Raw genomic sequence first — 19,206 nt, 5'->3', positions numbered from 1 at the left:
CCGTGACGGTCTATCGGCCGGTGCTGCCGGGTGCGGGGCCGTCGGGCGGTGCGTCCCTGCGGTGCCGTCCCCCGCCGATGCCCTGGGGGTCGGCGGTCCGCGCGGCGGCCCGGCGGGGCGTGTCGCCGTACTCCGTGTCGACCGCGAGGTCGAGCAGGGACAGTTCCACCTGGAGGGCGGGCCGGCACTCCTGCGGAAGCGCCGCGAGGAGGCCGCCGAGGAGCGCCCGCAGGCGCCTGCACACCTGGACGGAGCTCACTCCGTAGTCGCGGATCTCGGTGACGGCGAGCTGCAGGTAGTCCTCCCACGACCGGCCGGGCAGGACGAGCCGAGGCCGCCCGCGGTCGTTGGCCAGCACGTAGCTGCTGCGGAGTCCGACGCGGCCGACGGTGTACAGGAAGGTCTCGATGTGGTTCAGGACCTGGATGGCCGTGGTGGGGTCGTTGACGGCGGGGGAGAGCGCCCGGATGGCGATGTCCACGAGGATGCGCAGGGCGAAGGCCGGATCCTGCTCGATCGTCCGCTCGGCGCCGAGGGCGAGGAGCCCGGTCACCCGGTCGGAATCCGGCAGCGGCGCACTGCCGTGGATCTCCACGACGGTACTGCCGGGCGGTACGAAGTCGCCGATGGAGGCGGCCAGGACCAGGACGCAGTCGTGCCGGGTGGCGAGCGACACCATGCCGGGGACGTTGATCGCCTGGATGACGCCGCCGCGTTCCGAGCGGACCCGGCCCGTCGGGGCGCCCGCCGGCGGCGTCGCGCCGGGCAGGACGGATCGTCGCGCGTGCGCCGAGGCACGGTCCACGACGCCTTCGCCCAGGCGTCCCACGATGTCGGCGATGGCCACCGGGCGCAGGTTGTGGGTGAAGCGGTTGAGGTAGATCAGGAGAAGGAGGAGGCTGGCGGAGACGGCGACGCCGGCCAGGGTGACACCGAGGTTGGGGACGGAGTTCTCCTCGATGCTCCTCAGCAGGGTGTAGGCGAAGGCGAACGTGCCGATGAACGTCGCCAGTACGGCCTTCTGCAGCCGGTCGCGGTACCAGAGCCGCATGTAGCGGGGCGAGAGCGTGCCAGTGGCCTGCTGGATGACGAGGACGCCGATGGTGACGACGAACCCGAGCAGCGCGACCATGGAGCCGACCACGGAGCTGAGGACACTGCTGGCGGTCGTGGCGGAGTAGTCCCAGGTCTTCGGCAGCCAGGAGGCTCCTTCCGCGGCGGCTGCCGCCTCGGCCAGGGCGACGCCGAGCACGAGCCCGAGCAGCGGGATGATCCAGAGGCTGGCCTTGGCGTACTGCTGTAGCCGGAAGCGGGTGGCCCAGGACATCATGCCGGGCTCAGCAGGATGACGGTCTCGTTCGGGAGCGGCGTGATCGGTTGCGTTTCGGTGACCGGGGCGAGGCGGCCGTCGGCGCTGACGACGAAGAGGACGTCGTGGTCCGGGGGGATCGGCAGGGATCCCGGCTGCACGCGGAAGCGGGCGCCTTGCGCGTAGCGGGCCGCCAGGCGGTGCCGGACCAGTGCACGGCCGAAGAGGATGTCGCCTCCCGTATAGGGAGCGACCACGCCGTGACTGTCCTTCGGCGGGCCCACGCGGTAGACGGGGCCTTCGACGTTGTCCTTGACGACGACGGAGGCGAGCGCGTTGAAGTCGTCGTCGTCGGTGAGCAGGAACACGGCCGTGACGCCCTCGAGGCGGGCTCGGGGATTGGTCGCGGTCGCCAGCATCTCGCCGTGCGCGAGCTCGATGCCGGCCCTCGTGATCCGCTCGCGTTCCTCGTCGAGTCCCGCCCACATCAGCACGTCGAGTCCGATCGACTGCAGGGTCCTGCCCAGGCCGATCACCCACTCGTCGCCGCCGACGAGCAGCGGCCGGGTTCGGGCCGGCCGGATGACGCCGAGGCGACGGGCGACGGGTGCGGCGGTCAGCGCGTAGACCAGGACCGTCCCCACGATCACCAGGAAGGTGATCGGAACGATCTTGGATGCACCGGGCAGCCCCTTCTGCACCAGGCTGGCGGCGAACGCGGACGCGGTCGATGCCGCGACGATGCCGCGCGGCGCCATCCATCCGAGGAAGCCCCATTCGCCCGCGGTCAGGTCGGAGCGGCGGGCAGCGGTGAAGGCGATGAGCGGCCGGAGGACCAGGACGAGGAACGCGATCAGGATCAACGAGGGGACGAGCACGGGCACCACGGACTTGGGAGCCACGGCGGACGAGATCGAGATGAACAGCAACCCGATGATCAGCTGGACGAGCGTTTCGAGGAAAGGCCGGCGGGCCGGCATGTCCAGACCTGGCAGGTTGGTGACGGCGAGCCCGGTGACGATGGCGGCGATCAGCCCGGTGTCGTCGCGGGCGATGTCGCAGCCCGCGGAGACGACGACGACGGTCGCGAGCTGTGCCAGCGTGCCGAGCGTCTCACCGAGCCGGAGCACGCGAAGGGCCAGCCACAGGAGGGCGGTTCCGACCGCGCCGCCCGCGATGCCGACGGCCATGCTGATCAGGAACTGCCCGATCTGGTAGCCCCGTCCGATGTCGATCCGGCCGGTGGTCGCCACGGCGTGGAAGACGATGGCGCCGAGGATGCCTCCGATCGGGTCGGTCAGCGTTCCCTCCCAGATGAGGATGCGCCGCAGCCGGTCCGTCGGCCGGACGTACTCCAGCAGGGGGCCCACGACCGTGGGGCCGGACACCACCAGGATGGTGGCGATCATGGCGGCAACTCTGAGCGGGATGCCGAAGAGCGCCGGGCCGATGGCCGAGACGGCGAAGAAGGTGGCCAGGATCCCGACGGTCAGCAGCTTGAGCACGATTCCGCGGGTGCGGCCGGTGAGATTGCGCGGATTCAGGCCCAGGCCGGCGTCGTAGAGGATCACGGAGACCGACAGCGAGACTAACGCCGGAAAGTCCGCGCCCACGAGCTGGCCGGGGTGGATGACGTCGGTCAGGGCGCCCGCAGTGAAGCCCACCGGCAGCAGCACGATCAGCGCGGGGACCCGCAGCTTCTTCGCCAGCACCTGCGAGCCGGTCGCGAGGGCGACGGTCAGGGCGATGCCGAGGAGGATGTCCTCGTCTGTCACGTGAACCCTCCTCCTCGCCACGTCAGGGTCCAGGAGATCAAACCCCGCCCTCCGGACCCCACATCGCCCATCGCGACAGACACGGACAACGGCCACCCGATCAGCCCTACAGGCCCCGGAACCCGAGCTTGCGAACAGTGATCCAATCGGGTTGCTCAAGAGTCGAGTGACGGCGGGTGAGCAGGTCGAGGCGGCGTCGAGCCCGGGCGGGCTGGCGATGCTGGCGCAGCGCACCCACGGCCGGCACAGCACGAGGGGCGGGGCTGGTGGCCGGGCGCCGACGCGGCCGGGAACGTAACGGCGCTCCAGCCGCATCGGCACGGTTCGCCGCTGGATGCCGGGCATCCGGGTGCTCCCTTGATTCGCCGAGCGGCACCGCGGGTCCTGCCGTCAGACGAGGACGTGGACGGCTCTGGCACCGGCCATCACCACGCGTCGTGGGCCGTTCCTCCCGCAGGCTCGGACAGGTCGTCATGTCCGCGCGCGAGCCGATGGCACCGGGTGTGGTCGCGGTTCAGGGCGCGACCCGGATCCGACCGGCCCCTGGGCACCGTGGAAGCGGTCACAACACACGCAGCTTGACGGCTGACGTCACGGAGCTGTGATGTGAGGGCTCAGGACATCATTGACATGATGTTCTCGGGACACCCTTGACAGTTTCTGATGGCACTTCAGATGCTTCGGGTGTGACTCAGGAGGCAGAGGGCCAGCAGCAGGGCGACTGGTTGGTCGAGCAGAGGTACCGGGCGGTGCTGGAGGTGCTCGACGGTTCGCCGATCACGGAGGTCGCCCAGCGATACGGGGTCTCACGGCAGTCGGTCTACACGTGGAAGGCGAAGCATCACCAACGCGACTTTCCAGGCGGCGTGGTTCGACAACGCCCGCTTCCGGGCAGGTGCGCAGTTCAACAACACGCTCTTCGGTGACGCGGCCCACTTCTCCGGTGCCCGTTTCGAGGACAGTGCCACCGACTTCCGCGGAGCCGTCTTCGGCAAGGACACCGACTTCACCAGAGCGGCCTTCACTGCCGGTGTGTGGTTCGACCTCGCCCGTTTCGGACGGGGAGCACGTTTCACCCGCGCCTCGTTCGGCGGCAGCTCCCGCTTCCGCACGGCCCGGTTCGAGGACCGGGCAGACTTCCGCGAGGCCGACTTCTCGGCAGGCATCGACTTCACCAAAGCAGCGTTCGGGCCCGAGGCCCGTTTCACGGAGGCAGTGTTCGCCGGAGAGGCCCGCTTCAGCGGCACCGCCTTCGCCGACCACGCACGGTTCAACCGGGCAACGTTCCGAACAGCCTCGATGTTCGGCCCCGTCCTGTGCGCCGGCACTCTCGACCTCGGCGGCGCCGTGTTCGGCACCGCCGTGACCGTCTCGGCGACCGCATCGAAAGTCCGATGCAGAGGCACACGCTGGGACGCCAGGGCCTCCTTGCGTCTGCGCTACGCGAGCGTCGACCTGGCCGACGCGACGGCCTCGAACCTGCTCAGCGTCTCCTCCAACCCCTCCCCCTTCAACGAGACGCCCGACGAGACCGTGCTCGCTGGCCGGAACCCACAGGCCGGTGTCGACTCACTCGGCGGCGTCGACGCATCCACCCTGGCACTGGCCGACATCGACCTCACCACCTGCGTCCTCACCGGGGCCGTCAACCTCGACAAGCTCAGACTCGAAGGCACAACGCGGATGGCACGCCCTCCCCGCGGCCTGCGGCGCCACGGCCGGCGCCCCGTGCTCTGGAGCACACGCAACACCCTCGCCGAGGAGCATCACTGGCGCGCGTATCAGGGCGCCAGCGGCTGGAGCGCCGGCCCGCCGGGCGTTCCTGTCCCCCAGCCCGCGACCCTGACAGTGCTGTACCGCAGGCTGCGGAAGTCACTCGAGGACGGCAAGAACGAGCCGGACGCGGCGGACTTCTACTACGGCGAAATGGAGATGCGCCGTCACGACCGAACCCGGTCGGCGGCCGAACGGGCTCTGCTGCTGCTCTACTGGGCCGTGTCCAGCTACGGCCTGCGTGCCCTGCGCGCCCTCGTCTGCCTTGCGGCCGCCGTGCTGGCGACCACACTCCTGCTCGCCCTGTGGGGCCTGCCCCAGCAGCCTCCCCGGCAGGTCACCACGGGCACGATCACCGGCTCGGCTGTGACGGTGACGACCACCACGCCAGCAGCCGGACGACCGACCGGCCCCTGGCAGGACCGACTCAGTTCCCGTCGCCTGGAGAGGGCGCTGCGGGTGACGGTGAGTTCAGGGGTGTTCCGGTCTGCCGGCCAGAACCTCACGCCCGTCGGTACCTACATCGAACTCCTGGCGCGGGGGGCCGAGCCTGCTCTGCTCGCCCTCGCCGTGCTGGCCGTCCGCAACCGCGTCAAACGGTGAGAGGAGAAGGAACCTCCTCGAACACACTCCCCAGGGACAGACACAGGTCCGGACTTGAGGGTTTGTCCCCGGGCCAAGACGCCTGCACCACAGCTGTTTTCGGCAGATGACAGCGGCGATGTCTAGTCTGGACGTCGTGGGAGCAAAATCCTCGCGGCGCTCACGCCGCGCGAAAGTCAATCGCCGCAGCAAGCAGGCTCCTTCGAGCGCCCTGGGGCTGGATCCGGCCTCGCTGCCCGCTCGTCTGATCGAGGAGGCGATCACGAGACTGGCGGCGTACGCGGGACACGAGAACCTGGCCGATGCCGAGGCCGCCGCCGACGACGCGCTCGACCACTCCGTCGAGGAGCTGATGCAGCTGATCGCCCCGCACCACGGCTGGGACCTCGTCGAAATCCTGCGACTGCGCAACGCCTACCTGCCCCAGGCCGGGAAACCGGCCTCCGAGCACGACGGCATCGCGGCAGTGATCGAACTCGTGGCGCTCCTCGCGGCCTCCCGCGACGCAGCGCCAGTTCCGTCAACCCCAACCGGTGAACGGCTTCCGGCCGGGTTTGACATCGAACCGGTCCAGAAGGCGGCACTGGACTGCTTCCGCACTGCCTCGGTGTCACTTCTCTTCCGCAGTGCCGCGGTAGCGGACTCGATGTCGTTCATCAGCATGTCCTCGGTCCTGCGTGAGGTCACCGTACGCAATTCGATCTATCCCCACATGTTGCGCGACACACTGCAGCAGCTGTTCACCGACCCACGGGTGGAACAGGACTGCCGTGAGGTCCTCGGGTTCACCACCGGCGAAGCCATAACCGTCCTCGAAGCGTGCAACGACCTTCGCTCCGACGCATGGGAGCGCAGGTTCGCCGTTCTGCGGGACACCTTCTCCGCTGCCATGCAACTCCACGAGGAAAGCACCACCACAGACCCGGTCACAGCCGCACAGAACCGCGCACATTCCCACGAGGCGGCCCGACGGGCTTGGGAGCACACGTGGGCGCAGCCAGCCGCAGCGGCGGCATTCACCTGCGCCGAGATCGCCGGTCACTGCGGGCTGCGCCAGGACATCGTCCAGGCCGTCGTAAGTGCCTTCACCCTGGCCGTGCAGCCGCGGCCCGCCCGCGAGGTGGCACTGGAGTTCCTGGCCGGACGGTCGACCCTGCGGATGACTCCGCTCCTTCAGGACGGCCAAGGGCGCGTCCTGCTCGTCCATGACGCGCTGCCCCTGCCGGCGGTCCGCGAACTGGTCGAGCAGCGGCTCAAGGACGCGGGGCGGTGGGACACCTACAGCAAGCACCGCGGCGCGTATCTCGAACAGGCCGCGGCCAAGCTGCTACTGCGGCATCTGCCCGGGGCGACGGTGCGTGCCGGTTTCGAGTACCACGTTCCCGACCCTTCCGACCCTTCACCCCAGACCCACCCGGCCCAGTACACCCGCACCGTGGAAGCCGACGGACTGATCCTCATCGACGACGTCGCGATCGTGATGGAGGCCAAGGCCGGGGCCCTCACTCCCCTGGCCCGTGCCGGCGAGAGCCGCCGCCTGCGCAGCAACCTGGGTCGCATCGTCGCGCAGGCCGCCGAGCAGGCCCACCGCGTACGCGAACGTATCGAGACCGACCACGGCCTCAGGCTCCGCGACGGCACCTGGCTCGACCTCTCCCACATCAGGGAAGTGCACACCGTCGCCGTGAGCCTGGAAGACCTCTCCGGCATCTCGACGACCACCGCCGACCTCGCCGCGGCTGGCCTGCTACCCGGCACCGCACACCCGTGGACCGTGTCCCTCCACGATCTGCGGGTTATCACCGAACTCGTCGACCGGCCCGCCGAACTGCTGCTCTTCCTACGACGGCGCACCTCACCGGAAACCACGATGAAGTTCCGCGCGGTCGACGAGCTCGACCTGTTCCTGCACTTCTTCCGCAAGGGCCTCCACGTCGAACCGGACCCCCGGGCCGTGCAGAAGGAGCTGCCCCAGTTCGGGGAGGTCACCGTCGCCGCGCAGCGCCGTCGCGCCGACGAAAGGGTCCAGGTACTCGTCAGCGAGACGGACGCACTCGACGACTGGTACTTCCATCAGCTCGGGCACTCCCCCGTCGCCGCCGACAAACCCACGATGAACGCCGACCCCGCGCTCCTGGCCTTCGTGGACGCCGTCACGGCGACCAGAGCCCCCGGGTGGCTGAGCACCAGTACGACCCTGCTCGACGGATCGGCGAAGACCCAACGCCAGTTCGGCCGCGCCGCAGCCCGGCTGGCCAGGAAGAGCCGCAAGGACCGCGCTCCGCACACCCTTGCGCTGATCGGCGGCACCACACGGCAGGACAGCTACGTCCTGATCTGGATGAGCACCCCGCCGGCCACGATCGCGCGCACTCGTTGCAGCACCTTCGCACTTACCTCGAAGCCAAGAAGCACCAGCTGCAGGTGACTCGCGCCACCGGGTTCCTGGTCGACGCCCGCACCGAGGCCCTGACCGACCTCCTCTACGACAACCGGCCCCCCGGCACCGATCCCGGCCTCGACCGCCTCACGAGACAACTGGGTCTGCGTACACCCGAACAGACCCTCCGCAGCCTTCCCCCGCCCACGGCCCGGAAAGGGCTCTGACACTGATGAACCGGCAGACCGTGATCAAGAGGAGCGCCCGCCGGGGCGAAAGGAGTTGTGTATCAAGCTGGCGCGTTCGGTCACTGCGAGGTGAGGTCTCAGCCGCGCTTCAGCTGAAGCCCTGTGCCCCCGAGCCGGTCGGCTGGTTCGGGGGCACTCATGCGTGGCGGGCCGGCGGCGGGGATCCGCACGGTGGGGCTTGAGGTAGCCGTCGAACTTGGTGAGACGGTTGACGGCGCGCACGGAGGGGGCCTGGGTTTCAAGGATTTCCAGGCCGCGGTTGTCCGAGTCGAGGTCCTTGCCCGCGAGACGAGCGGGCCATCGCGGCGGTCACCATGGCGAAGACCCGGAACCGCCATACCTGCAGCGCGCGGCGCCGCCCTTACACGGCGAGGGCAGCTGTGTCGACCCAGCGGGCGAGCGCACTGAAGACTGCCAGCTGTTCCAGCGCCTCGTGCTCGGGCAGTTCCGGCAGGCCAGCTTCGTGGCTGTTGGGATTGCGGATCGCGGCGAAGGCACCCTCGGCGAACGCGGCCACACCGCGGTGGACGCTGCGGAAGGTATCGCTGCCGTCGTCCGCCATCAGCCGAAGCCTCGGCTGGCAGGTTTGGGGGCGTCCTTGGAGAAGATACTCTGGAACAGCGCACTCTCGCTCGCGTCCCGGCGTCCGACCTTGTTCTGCGCCTCTTGTCAGCGGTCAAACAATTCCCCACGATCTACATGATCAGCGTCACGTAATTCCCCACCCGGGCCGAGGCCGTGACGGGCCGCCCGACGGCTGAGTGTGCGGCTGGTCCAGTCGGTCAAGGGCGCCTTCGGCGGCGCTTCGCGCTGGCCTCTCGGCCACCCTGGACAGCCCTGACCTGCCTGAACGACGGTCTGGCTATCGGGCGGCCCGGGAACCTCTGGCGCCCTGGGTATCTCGACGCATGGTCATCGTCCCCAGGGTCTCCTCGGCTACGGCGTCAGCATCCCCCTGGCCCATTTCATGACGTTCGGGGTGGGGAATCGGCTGACCGTCGACACCTCTGCGTTCACGTGCCGGGCCGCGGCGGTGACCGCCTCCCGGTAGTGCCCGCTCTGCCACAGCGCCCGGGCCCCGCCCCACACCCACGGATGCATCGTGGCCGCGCTCAACTGCGGCGCGTCGTCCCCGAGCTTCTCGCGCACCTCCGCGTCCCGCCGCAGGACCACCTCCGCGCGCTGTACCGCCTCCCGGTGCTGGCACCACCGGTTGACCGACCTGTTGTCGCCGTCCGGGACCTCGGTCCGCCAGCTCGGCAGGACCCGCTCGACGACCGCCGCACTGGCGACGATGTCCGCTTCCGGTCCCCGGTTGGACAGTTGACTGCGGAAGATCACCACGCCGGGCGGGTCCGCTGGAAGCAGAGTCATCCCACCGCGCGATGCCTCCGGGCAGACCGCTGGACACGAAAGGGGCCAGAACCAGTGCCGGGTGCATCCTCTGTGGTCCCGGCGGCGGCCCGGTTCGCCCGAGGCGGTGGCCAGGCGGCACGCGCCCACAGGCACGGAGTGCCTCGACTATATCCCGAACTCGGCGGCGCCGGTTAGCTCTTCGGGGCAATCCTGTCCACCACCACTTCAAGCACCGCCTGGTGTGACTCGACATGCAGGCCGGCCACCTGGTCGTGTCTGCTGCAGGGCGCGGCCGATGGCCAGGCACGGGCTGCGTTTGCTGGGCCGCGCTATAACACCGCGACCGGTATCAGCCCGAACGGTGTCCCTGGCTCGCAACTGTCCTGAAATGGCGGGTGCGTGACTGACAGACGGGACGACGGAGTCAGGCGCTGTGCTACCAGGTGGTTCGGTCCGCTCCGTGCGGGCCGCGCAGTCGACGGCGATGTCCCGGGGAGAGCTCATGGCACGGCAGTTGGAAGTCCTTCATCTGGATGGGAACGAGGTGCGGCGGACGCTGCCCGCCGAACGGCTGGCCGGGGTTCCGTTGGAGGAGCTCGGCGAGGTGTGGCGGCCTTCGCGTCACCCAGCGCAGCGCAGCATCGCGACCTGGTGGTGGTCGTCGACGAGTGGGCGGCATGTGGGTTGTCGTTCTCTGGACCGACTGTCGACGGCGATGCTGCTGGACTTCCATCCGGGCGTGGCCGACTTCGGCGGGTGGTCGGCGCAGTTGGTGTGGCGGGAGCGCGGCCGGGAGCGGCGGTTGGTGCCGGACTTCTTCGTACGGACCACGGGCGGGGAGACGCTGGTGGTGATGTGTCCTCCGCAGACCGGGCCCGGTGAGCGGTTCAAGCGGCAGTTGGAGGTGCTGCGTGAGGCGTGCGCGGCAACGGGATGGCAGTTGGCGGCGCCAGCTCTGCCGTCGGGGGTGGCCCTGGCGAATCTGCGGTGGGTCTCGCGCAGGCGGCATCCGCGGTTCGGGGACCGGCAGGTGGAGGCCGCTCTGGCGGAGGCCAAGCCGGGTCCGCTCCTCGATGCGATCGCCCAGCAGGCCACCGGCCGCAAACGCAAGCCCAAGCGCACGGTCCAGGCGACGCTCTACTGGCGTGCAGCCGACGGCCGGGACCTGTACGAGATCGCACAGCCGTTCTTCCCCAAGGCCGCTGAATCCCAGAGCGGCTGAACCGACCGGGCACGGCTGCCGCCGGGTGCCGCGCTTGTCTTCGGCGGGCCGGCCGGGTGCGGTTATCCCAGGGGATGCGACGCGCCTGAGCAGCCGTCGCCGGGTGTGGGTCCGCTCCGATAGCGTCGTCGGCTCGAAGGGTATGCGGTCGACGTGTGTGGGGAGAGCGGTGTCGGAGCTGACGGGGCGTTACAACTACGAGCGGCTCATGGAGAAGCCGTTCCAGCAGCTGTGCAACGCCCTGCTGGCGCAAGGGCCTTCCCCAGCATCCAGTGCTTCCCGGTCGGCCACCGGGACGGCGGCCGCGACGCTGTCCTGCCCGTGGAGGGCAAGCGGGCGGTGATCTTCCAGGTGAAATGGACCAGCCATCCGTCGAAGGATCCGGTGACCTGGCTGACCCAGAGCATCAAGTAACTGAAGGCCAACATCGAGCGCTTGGTCTCCGAGGCTGCCATTGTCTGCTCCGAATGCGTGGCCCGTGAGGTCCGGGTCCTGCAAAACTGGGCGGTCGCAGGGGTGGGTGGCCTGCTCGCGGCAGGTGGCGATACAGGACTCAAGACCGGTGGGGTACATGGAACCGTGGTTCGAACGGATGGCGGCAATCCCTGGCCTGAGCTTCACGGGCAGCCCCGGTGTAGTCCGCGAGTCACTTCCAGGAGCGAAGGACCGTCCCGACGAGTCGTACGGCTCTGCGATGTGGCCAACTCCTGAGGGCAGTACCTCTGCCACACCTGCCAGTCGGCACCTACCGCGCGAAGCGCGGGGTCCGGAGCTGGCCGTGCGGGTCTGGGAGGCGTTGGAGATCCCGGGTTCGGCGATGGACTACCACTTCGTCCTGCAACACGCAGTCAGCCAGCTGTGGGCTGACCGCCGTTCTGACCCTGATGCGCTGGAGTTGCTCGAGGTGTTCGCTCTGCTCGACCTTAAGTTGATGGAGGCCGCCCCACAAGCTGTGTCGTTCGACTCCACTGACGGTGAGCCCTCGTTCGTGCGGGTGTCCTCTGTGCCGCAGTTGATCGAGTTGCTCGAGCGCGAGGGTGCCCTGGTGGAGGCTCTCGGCCTGGCGCGCCGCCTGGCCCGCTTCGAGCAGGGCGAGGACCTGGTGGAGCAGTTGTCGGAGAAGGTCGCTGCGCTTGCCTCCGAGGCGGACCTCGAGGACGGCCCGGCATGAGCGCTGGGTTGGAGCGGTTGATCCCCGCCACCTCGTTCCTGGAGGAGGCGTTCTTGCGGTGGGTGCTCACCCCGGCGGCAGGGCAGGGCATCGTCGCCCGGGTGCACAGCCAGTACCCGGTGACCGTCGAGGAGCGCACCTACCGGCTGGATTACCTGATCGCGGGTGACGCGCTGCGGGTGGCTGTCGAGCTGGACGGATTCGCGTTCCACAGCGACCGGGCCGCGTTCACCTACGACCGTCTGCGGCAGAACGACCTGGCCGCCACCGGGTTGACGGTGCTGCGGTTCTCCTATGACGCGGTGCGCACGGACACAGCGCGCTGCGTCGCGCAGTTGCAGGCGATGCTGCGTCAGGATCCGGCGCTGGCTTCGTTGCTGACCGCTTCACCTCATGTCGAGGTCCCGGACATGGTGGGTGATCCGATGCGGGCGGCTGATCCTCCCCGCCGGGCATCTGTGTTCGGGGCCGGGGGCGGATCGTACTTCGACGACGTGCGGGCGCGGGTGGACCGCGGGCCGCTGCGGGCTTGCCAGGACGAGGCGTTGGGGGCGCTGGCGAACTACTACGCGTCGGGAGGCCGGCACGCGGCCGCGGTGATGGCGGTCGGGGCCGGCAAGACGGCGCTGGGGGTCGCGGCCGCGTTGTCGTTCGCCAAGCGGCGCGTACTGGTGGTGACGCCGGGCTCGGTCATTCGCGGCACGTTCGCCAAGGCCCTCGACCCTGGTGCGCCGGGCAACGTCCTGTACGGCCTGGCGGGCGGCCCGCTGCTGCCCGGTGCGCGCCCGCCGGCAATCCTCGTCCTGGACGCGGCGGACGGGCAGATCAGCCGGGTCAGCCGCGAGCGACTGCTGGCCGCCGACATCCTGGTCACCAACTTCCATTCCCTCGGCACGGGCGAGGACGGCGGGGATCTGCTGGCCAAACTGCAGCCGGGAGATGTGGACTTCATCGTCGTCGACGAGGCGCACATCGCGGCCAGCGCCTCCTACCAACGGCTGTTCGCACATTTCCAGGACGCACGTACGCTGCTGATGTCCGCATGCTTCAGGCGCCTGGACGGCAGGCCGATCGATGCCGATGTCGTCTACCGCTACCGTCTGGTGGACTCCGTCGCGGACGGCTCGGCGAAGAATCTGCGGGTCCACCGCTTCGCGCCGGACGTGGCGGCGACCGTCTACGAGGCCACATGGCCGGATGGGCGGCGCGAGCAGATCGTGGGCCGTGACGCGCTGTTGGCCGTGTTGGGCGACGAGCGGCGGATGGCGCGTATCACCGCACAGTCCGAAGCTCCGATCCATCACGTGATGGCGGCCACCCGCGCCTGCCTGGACGCGCAGGCCAAGCTCCTGGCCCCCGTGAAGCCGCGGGTGCTGTTCTCCGCCATGGGCCAGGCCCACGCCGAGCAGATCACGCGGATCGCCGAGGAGCACGGGATCGCCTGCGCCACCTTGCACCACAGCATGCCCACAGCGGCCATCGCCTCCACCCTGCGCAGGTTCGAGTCCGACTCCGGGGACCTGCAGGGCATCGTGCAGCTGCGGATGCTCGGCCAGGGCTACGACTTCCCGCCCGTCACCGTCGTCGTGCCGATCCGCCCCTACGGCAGCTTCGGCGAGTTCTACCAGTTCATCGGCCGCGGTGTCCGTGTGCTGCGCCACCCGGGCGTACCCGCCGGGCAGCAGTACCTGGACGTGGTCTGCCACGCCGAACTCGGCCTGGAGGACCACCTGGAGGCGCTGTGCGCGGACAACGACATGGACCCGGCTCTGCTGCTGGACACCCCGCCAATCGAGGCCGCTTCCTTCCAGGGTGACGGGCAGGAAGAGGACGACCCTGCGGAAGGTGCCGGAGGTGACGACGGTGCGGGCAGGATGGACGCGTTCGTCCTGTACGAGCGAGGACGGGTGGAGCAGCGCGTCGTGCATGAGCTGGATCGGGTGGAGGCTAGGCGGGCCGAGCGGGAGATGGAGTTCATGGCGCAGCGCTACGCCGTCTACGCGCAAGGCACGGCGTCGCCGCTGCCGTTCGAGAAGTTCGTCGAGCTCATACGGAAGGTGACCGGTGGCAGCTGACCCGTCGCGGTGGTGGCTTTCGGCCGCGGATGCCCACCCTGAGGAAGCACTTCGCGTGGAGGCGGCGGCCGGCCGGCAGCAGCGCTTCACCGACGTCGACGCGCTTACGGCCCGGTTGCTGGCCGCCGCGCTCGAGGGCCAGCCGGTGGCTGCCGTCACTGTCGGCAAGGGGGCTCATGTCCCAGACACCGCCAAGGCCGCGACTCTCACCTGCACGGAGAGCGCCCTGTGCGCGGAGGTGTTCGGGGTTCAGGAGCAGCAGCGGCGCGGCGCATGGTACCTGCCGCAGCAGCTCTCGCTGAAGGCAGGGGTGGTCAACCTACCACATCTGCTGCGCCACCGGCCGGCCCACGCACTGACGGTGGCCGCTGGCGACACGGTCCGCCTCACCGTCGCCGAGGGCGGGGATGTGGTGCTGCTGTGGGCGCTGCTGGTGCCTTTGTTCGAGACGCTGATGGAGCCGGTTCGGGTGCGGGCGGCGGGGCCGGCCGGTACTCGTGAGGAACAGCGGCAGGTGTGGGCGGCGATCGAGGACCGCTACCGACTGCTGGGCATCGCTTCCGGTGCACTGGAGGTCTTCCGGTTCGGCGGCGGCTGGCACGCACTCGACCGCAGCGGGCAGCAGCAGGCCCGTCTGGACCTGCTGGAAGCGCTCGCCGCAGCCGATCTCGAACAGCTGGTGGCTCGTCACCGGATGAAGCGACTGCAGCAGTTGACGGCAGGGTTCGCGGCGAAGGCGAAGAAGGGCACGCCGCTGGCGCGGCGGGTCCTCACCCGCGCACTGCAGCCGGTGGTCTCCGCTCATTTCGCGGGCGACTGGCTGGCTGTACTCGACTACCTCCAGGCCCCGCCGCACCCGGACGAGGAGGTCATCACCGCCCTGCCCGAGGCGCGCCTGTATGTGGGCATGTCCTCCCAGGCAGCCGAGGCGGCGGCTGAGACGGGCATCGGCGAGGACGAGGTCCAGGCGATGCTCGCGGCGTTCCTCGGCACGAGCACCGCCGTCTCTCCCATCGAGGAGCGGGTGTCCGTGCTGCGAGACTGGTGGGCGGGTTTCGACCAGGCACACGCCCGCCAGGCGAAGGGGATGCCCTCGCTGTGGGGCCTGCTCGATGAGGAAGTGATGGACCTGTCCTCGCCCGGAGAGGACCGGACCCCTCAGCTGTACCTGCAGGCTCTGCCGCCCGGGGTCCTGGGCCAGGTCGGACGGCTGTGGGAGACGGTGATGCTGAAGCAGCACCCGGGGAGCATCGTCAGCAATCCTCGGCCGCACCATACGATGACCCAGGCTCTCGGTGCGGCGGCCTGGTTCTGGCACGGCATCGGACTGACCGCGTGGTTCGTGTGCGAGGGCCCCTACTCCCGCACCACCTTGTCCGACGCCGCCAGCTACTACGACCGTGAGCTGACCGAGCTGCGCACGGCCGGCTGCCCCGTCGACGCTTCCCTCTTCGAGGAACTGCACGCCGCCGAACAGCAGTTGGGAGATCCGGAGTCGATCTCGGAGGGTAGGAGTGTTCCGGCCGAGTCCGGGGGCTGGCTCGCGAGCGTCACGTTCAACATGAGCCGCGGTTCGCGCCGAGAAGGCTTCGAGCATGTGGGGGATATCGTCACCCGCCACCGCCGTGCCTGGGGCGACCGCTACCTAGACACCTACTTGCAGCAACGGTGGCGCCGCGAACTGGAGGAGGTCGCCCACCAGTACCACCGCCACGTCGCCCTCAAGGGGCGCCCGCCCACGCTCATCCAGTTCTCCCGGTTCGCGACGACCGCCGCCAACCACTGGACCGGCGGTGACCTCGGGGCGCTCTACACCGCGATCGGCGAGCCCGCGCCGTCCGAGCAGAAGCGGCCCGCCCGCCTGCTCACGGGCGACGGCCACGACTTCGCCCGCCGGGTGTACCAAGCGCTCGGCGGCAAGCCCGTCCCCAAGAGCGCCTGGCCGGCAGCCCAGGACCCGGAGGAGATCCGCTGGCAGTGGGAGTTGCAGCGGCTGGCCATCGAGAGCCTGCGCTACGTTCAACTCCAGGAGGCACTCGGACAGCCGCCCACTGCCCAGCAGTTCGGCACCCAGCGGCTACGGTGGCCTTGGCCCGACGGGGAAGCCGAAGGCTGGCCGCTCCTGCAGCGCGCCCTCGCCGGCCTCACCCGCACCGGCACGCCCCCGGCCCACTCCCCCGCTGTCCCCGCCGCCGACCTCGCCGCACCGTCCCCTGACGGGAAGGGCCTCGTGCCGCTGCTGCTGGCCAAGGGCGGCAACGCGCCCCTACCTACCGAGACAACAACGGTACGCGTCACGACTGTTGGCGCTCCGGTCGATGTTTCCGCACTTCTCCTCACCGGCGACGGCAAGGTCCGGGCCGACCACGACCTCGTCTTCTACAACCACCCCCACCAGGACGGCGTCCGTTCCAGCGGCGACACCATCACCACCGACCTCGGCCGCATCCCCGACGATGTCCGCACGGTCGCTGTGGTGGTGAGCGTCGACCTCGAAGCGCAACCCACCGCGGTCTTCGACCAGCGCACCACCTGGAAGGCGGACATCACCCAACTCTCGGGACATGCCTTGTGCTTCGAGCCGCCCGCCCACGACGCGGGCGAGACGGTCGTGGTCGCCGTTGAGCTCTACCGCCACGGACCGGGCTGGAAAGCACGCGCCGTCGCCCAGGGCTACGACAGCGGCCTGGCGGGCCTGGCCACCGACTACGGCATCAACATCGAACCCTGACCCTGACGGGGCCTCAGGCGAGGGGACAAGGGGTGTGCCGACTCGTGCGGATACTGCACCATGAGCACCGCGGCGACCTGGGGAGCGCCTGCCGAGCAGGTGGCGTGGGCGGCTCATAGCGTGCTAGACAGTGTCCTGGCGATCATGAGCGGAGCCAGATGACGAGTGCGGCTGCGGTGACGGTGCCGAGGTAGACGTAGCCGCGCTTGTCGAACCTGGTCGCAACCGCGCGGAAGGCCTTGAGCTTGTTGATCGCCCGTTCGACGGTGTTGCGCTTCTTGTAGCGGTCCTTGTCGAAACCGGGCGGCCGGCCCCCGGCGCTGCCACGTCGGACCCGGTTGGCGGCTTGGTCGGCTTTCTCCGGGATACGTGCCGGATTCCGCGTCTGCGCAGGTAGCGGCGGGTTCGGCGGTTGCTGTAGCCCTTGTCGGCGCTGACGCTGTCCGGCTTGGTACGCGGCCTGCCGCAGGTCGGCCTCGGCACGCGGATCTTGTTCATGACCGGCTCGAACCGGGCGCAGTCGGCGCACTGCCCGGGCGTGATGACCAGCGACAGCACCCGGCAGCGGCCGTCCGGACTCAGGTGGATCTTGGTGGTGAACCCGCCGCGCGAGCGGCCGAGCGCCCCACCTCCGCCAGCCGGTCGATCAGTTCCGCCCGAACCCGAACGGCTTTGACCGCCCGGGCAGAGCCCCCTTTGAGAGCGGGCGGCGGAGCATGCCGGGCACCGGCGGCGTGGTGGTGTGCGCGCACGGACGTCGAGTCGACCGAGACGTCCCAGTCGATCTCGCCCACCGCGTCCGCCTCGGCCTGGATCCGACGCAGGAGCATCTCCCACGTTCCGTCCGCCGACCAGCGCCGATGCCGCTCGTGCACCGTCTTCCACGGACCGTAACGCTCCGGCAGATCGCGCCACTGCACGCCCGTGCGCATCCGGTACAGCACCCCGTTCACGACCTGGCAATGGTCACGCCACCTACCACAACGCCCGTTGCTCACCGGCAGAAGCGGCTCCAGGCGCTCCCACTGGGCATCCGTCAGATCACTCCTACTCCCCATGGTCATATCAACGACTCAACTGACCGCCAGGACACTGCCTAGCTCCGGTGTATGGATGCGGGCGGTTGGGCGCTCCGCCCCGCCCGTCCTCGCCGTGGACCGGCCTGCCGGGCCTGCACTGGCACCGGGTGAGGCAGGACGTCTGCCGTCGCGCATGACCCTCTTCCCTTCTCGCGGCGGACTGCGGAGTCGGTCGATGTTCGGGGCAACAAGGCTCCTGTTCAGAGAAGTTCGAACTGACACCCTGTGGATTCGGCCCACTGTGATGTCCCCTGGCGAAGTGCCATCATCTCGGCATGGCTGACAACAGCGTGCTTCCTTGCGGTGACTACGACAACTGCCCGCACGGCAACGATGTGGACTGCGAGACCTCGTTCGAGGTGACGCGGCCCGGCGACCGGCGGCGCTGGTATGTGCAAGAGCACAACCTGTTGCTCGACGACAACGGTGGCTTCGAGATGACCGTCGAGTTCCTGCGCGGGGACCCGTCGTGGCTAGCGGACAGGAGGATCGTCGACCGGATGCCCAGGAGCGTGCTGGAGGAGGTCGCCGTGGGTGTCGGGCGCAAGGCAGGCCGTGTCCGCCGATAGGGCTCGTGGCCAGCGGCCCAACCATGACCGACCTGCGACAGTGCTTGTCGTGACGCATCCTGCCCACCGCCCCGCGCGTGACGCCGACTGACGCCTATGGCGGCAGCACTGGCCAGATCGTTGCCGTGCTCGGCCGTCGGCCGACCTTCACCGCGGTGGGCCTGAGAGCTGATCTTCCGTCACCGACTCGGGCAAGGCCGGGTCGCCCGGCCTGCCCGAGTCAGTGAACCTGCACAGACGGCCAGGAGAGGACGGTGCGATTGAAAGCCACCGAGCAGCCGTCCTACCTGTTCCTGACAGCTCTCGCCCGGATTCATCAGGGCCTCAGCGAGATCCTCGAAGACATCCAGGCCCTGCGTCGGGCCGGCCGCCGAAAGGACTTGGACAGGTTCGCTGCCGTGGCAAGGCCCGCGTTCGACAGGCTCCTCGAACACCTTGAAGACATAAGAGCCGACCTGTCGGACTGACAGTCCGTCACTCACACGCCCCAGCCTTCGGACCGGTCGCGCTCGGCGGCAGGCATGGACCCGGTAGCCATGGCGACCGCCTCGTCCCGATGGGTGAGGATGAGGTGGCCAGTCGTTGCCGAGCTGTGGCGGGCCCGACGCCTTCCGCTCAGCTCTGGGTAGCGCAGCGGCGGCGAATAATGGGGCTGCTCAGGTCAACTGCCCGGCTGCCACTGCGACAGCCCAGACGAGGTCCTGGCGCAGACGCTCCTCATCCCGATCGATCAGGGCAACCGTCTCGGTCCAACCACGTTGAGGCATATCCGACTTCGCCACGCCGTACGCCAGGTCCAATCGGGCCCACCGGCCGAGGACTAGGGCCTTTCTTTTGGATCAGCGGGCGGACCAGATGAAGATGCCCGCGATGTGGAGTCCGGCCTGGAAGACGGTGGCGGTCTTCTCGTAGCGG

General features: G+C 69.4%; 14 protein-coding genes and 2 pseudogenes. 11 read left to right on the top strand and 5 right to left on the bottom strand.

The features are described 5' to 3' along the window. Window positions 1-10: 10 nt before the first annotated feature. Window positions 11-1,330, bottom strand: a complete 1,320-nt coding sequence (locus tag ACGFZP_RS37750) for a DUF2254 domain-containing protein (RefSeq protein ID WP_392941492.1) — start codon at window positions 1,328-1,330, stop codon at window positions 11-13. Next, the gene (locus ACGFZP_RS37745) at window positions 1,327-3,084 is read right to left on the bottom strand and encodes a cation:proton antiporter (protein WP_392941593.1); all 1,758 of its coding nucleotides are present in this window, start codon (window positions 3,082-3,084) and stop codon (window positions 1,327-1,329) included. Before ACGFZP_RS37745 ends, ACGFZP_RS37750 begins: the two co-directional genes overlap by 4 nt. Before the next feature lie 725 nt (window positions 3,085-3,809). Here ACGFZP_RS37745 and ACGFZP_RS37740 point away from each other — a divergent pair. The 4 genes and pseudogenes from ACGFZP_RS37740 to ACGFZP_RS37725 all read left to right on the top strand — a co-directional run. Next, a pseudogene (locus tag ACGFZP_RS37740) lies at window positions 3,810-3,909 on the top strand (helix-turn-helix domain-containing protein); the annotation flags it as partial. A 207-nt stretch (window positions 3,910-4,116) separates the two neighbouring features. Beyond that, window positions 4,117-5,460, top strand: coding sequence for a pentapeptide repeat-containing protein (locus ACGFZP_RS37735; RefSeq protein ID WP_392941490.1), 1,344 nt, complete (start codon window positions 4,117-4,119; stop codon window positions 5,458-5,460). A 118-nt stretch (window positions 5,461-5,578) separates the two neighbouring features. Then, entirely contained in the window at window positions 5,579-7,888 is a 2,310-nt protein-coding gene (locus ACGFZP_RS37730) for a hypothetical protein (RefSeq protein ID WP_392941489.1), read from the top strand. Then, a complete protein-coding gene (locus ACGFZP_RS37725) occupies window positions 7,885-8,067 on the top strand; it encodes a hypothetical protein (protein ID WP_392941487.1) in 183 nt (60 codons plus the stop codon). The genes ACGFZP_RS37730 and ACGFZP_RS37725 overlap by 4 nt, the downstream gene beginning before the upstream one ends. A gap of 382 nt (window positions 8,068-8,449) precedes the next feature. On the opposite strand, the gene ACGFZP_RS37720 is transcribed toward ACGFZP_RS37725, so the two are convergent. Further along, window positions 8,450-8,653, bottom strand: a complete 204-nt coding sequence (locus ACGFZP_RS37720; RefSeq protein ID WP_392941590.1) for a TIGR02391 family protein — start codon at window positions 8,651-8,653, stop codon at window positions 8,450-8,452. Between the two features lie 371 nt (window positions 8,654-9,024). After that, window positions 9,025-9,462, bottom strand: a complete 438-nt coding sequence (locus ACGFZP_RS37715; RefSeq protein ID WP_392941485.1) for a TIGR02391 family protein — start codon at window positions 9,460-9,462, stop codon at window positions 9,025-9,027. A 484-nt stretch (window positions 9,463-9,946) separates the two neighbouring features. Here ACGFZP_RS37715 and ACGFZP_RS37710 point away from each other — a divergent pair, with 484 nt between their 5' ends. From ACGFZP_RS37710 to ACGFZP_RS37690, 5 genes are all read left to right on the top strand, one after another. Beyond that, entirely contained in the window at window positions 9,947-10,666 is a 720-nt protein-coding gene (locus ACGFZP_RS37710; protein ID WP_392941483.1) for a TnsA-like heteromeric transposase endonuclease subunit, read from the top strand. Window positions 10,667-10,897: 231 nt separating this feature from the next. Next, the gene (locus ACGFZP_RS37705; protein WP_392941481.1) at window positions 10,898-11,080 is read left to right on the top strand and encodes a hypothetical protein; all 183 of its coding nucleotides are present in this window, start codon (window positions 10,898-10,900) and stop codon (window positions 11,078-11,080) included. A 364-nt stretch (window positions 11,081-11,444) separates the two neighbouring features. Next, entirely contained in the window at window positions 11,445-11,837 is a 393-nt protein-coding gene (locus ACGFZP_RS37700) for a hypothetical protein (protein WP_392941479.1), read from the top strand. Continuing rightward, window positions 11,834-13,912 (top strand): DEAD/DEAH box helicase family protein, encoded by a 2,079-nt coding sequence (locus ACGFZP_RS37695; protein ID WP_392941477.1) that lies wholly within the window; start codon window positions 11,834-11,836, stop codon window positions 13,910-13,912. The genes ACGFZP_RS37700 and ACGFZP_RS37695 overlap by 4 nt, the downstream gene beginning before the upstream one ends. Beyond that, window positions 13,902-16,643 carry a TerD family protein gene (locus ACGFZP_RS37690; RefSeq protein WP_392941475.1) on the top strand — a complete coding sequence of 914 codons (2,742 nt, stop codon included), beginning with the start codon at window positions 13,902-13,904 and terminating at the stop codon, window positions 16,641-16,643. The genes ACGFZP_RS37695 and ACGFZP_RS37690 overlap by 11 nt, the downstream gene beginning before the upstream one ends. Before the next feature lie 142 nt (window positions 16,644-16,785). Here the strand turns inward: ACGFZP_RS37690 and ACGFZP_RS37685 are convergent. Further along, window positions 16,786-17,701, bottom strand: a pseudogene (locus ACGFZP_RS37685) (IS5 family transposase). A gap of 296 nt (window positions 17,702-17,997) precedes the next feature. Here ACGFZP_RS37685 and ACGFZP_RS37680 point away from each other — a divergent pair. Both ACGFZP_RS37680 and ACGFZP_RS37675 read left to right on the top strand, forming a co-directional pair. After that, window positions 17,998-18,291: a hypothetical protein gene (locus tag ACGFZP_RS37680; RefSeq protein ID WP_392941473.1), complete on the top strand. Its 294-nt coding sequence runs from the start codon at window positions 17,998-18,000 to the stop codon at window positions 18,289-18,291. A 260-nt stretch (window positions 18,292-18,551) separates the two neighbouring features. Next, window positions 18,552-18,758 carry a hypothetical protein gene (locus ACGFZP_RS37675; protein ID WP_392941472.1) on the top strand — a complete coding sequence of 69 codons (207 nt, stop codon included), beginning with the start codon at window positions 18,552-18,554 and terminating at the stop codon, window positions 18,756-18,758. The last annotated feature ends 448 nt before the right edge of the window (window positions 18,759-19,206 follow it).

The organism is Kitasatospora sp. NPDC048239 (assembly GCF_043202015.1).
Taxonomy (GTDB): Bacteria; Actinomycetota; Actinomycetes; order Streptomycetales; family Streptomycetaceae; genus Kitasatospora.
The sequence above is the reverse complement of the archived record's forward strand: the minus strand, read 5'-3'. Positions and strand labels throughout refer to the sequence as shown.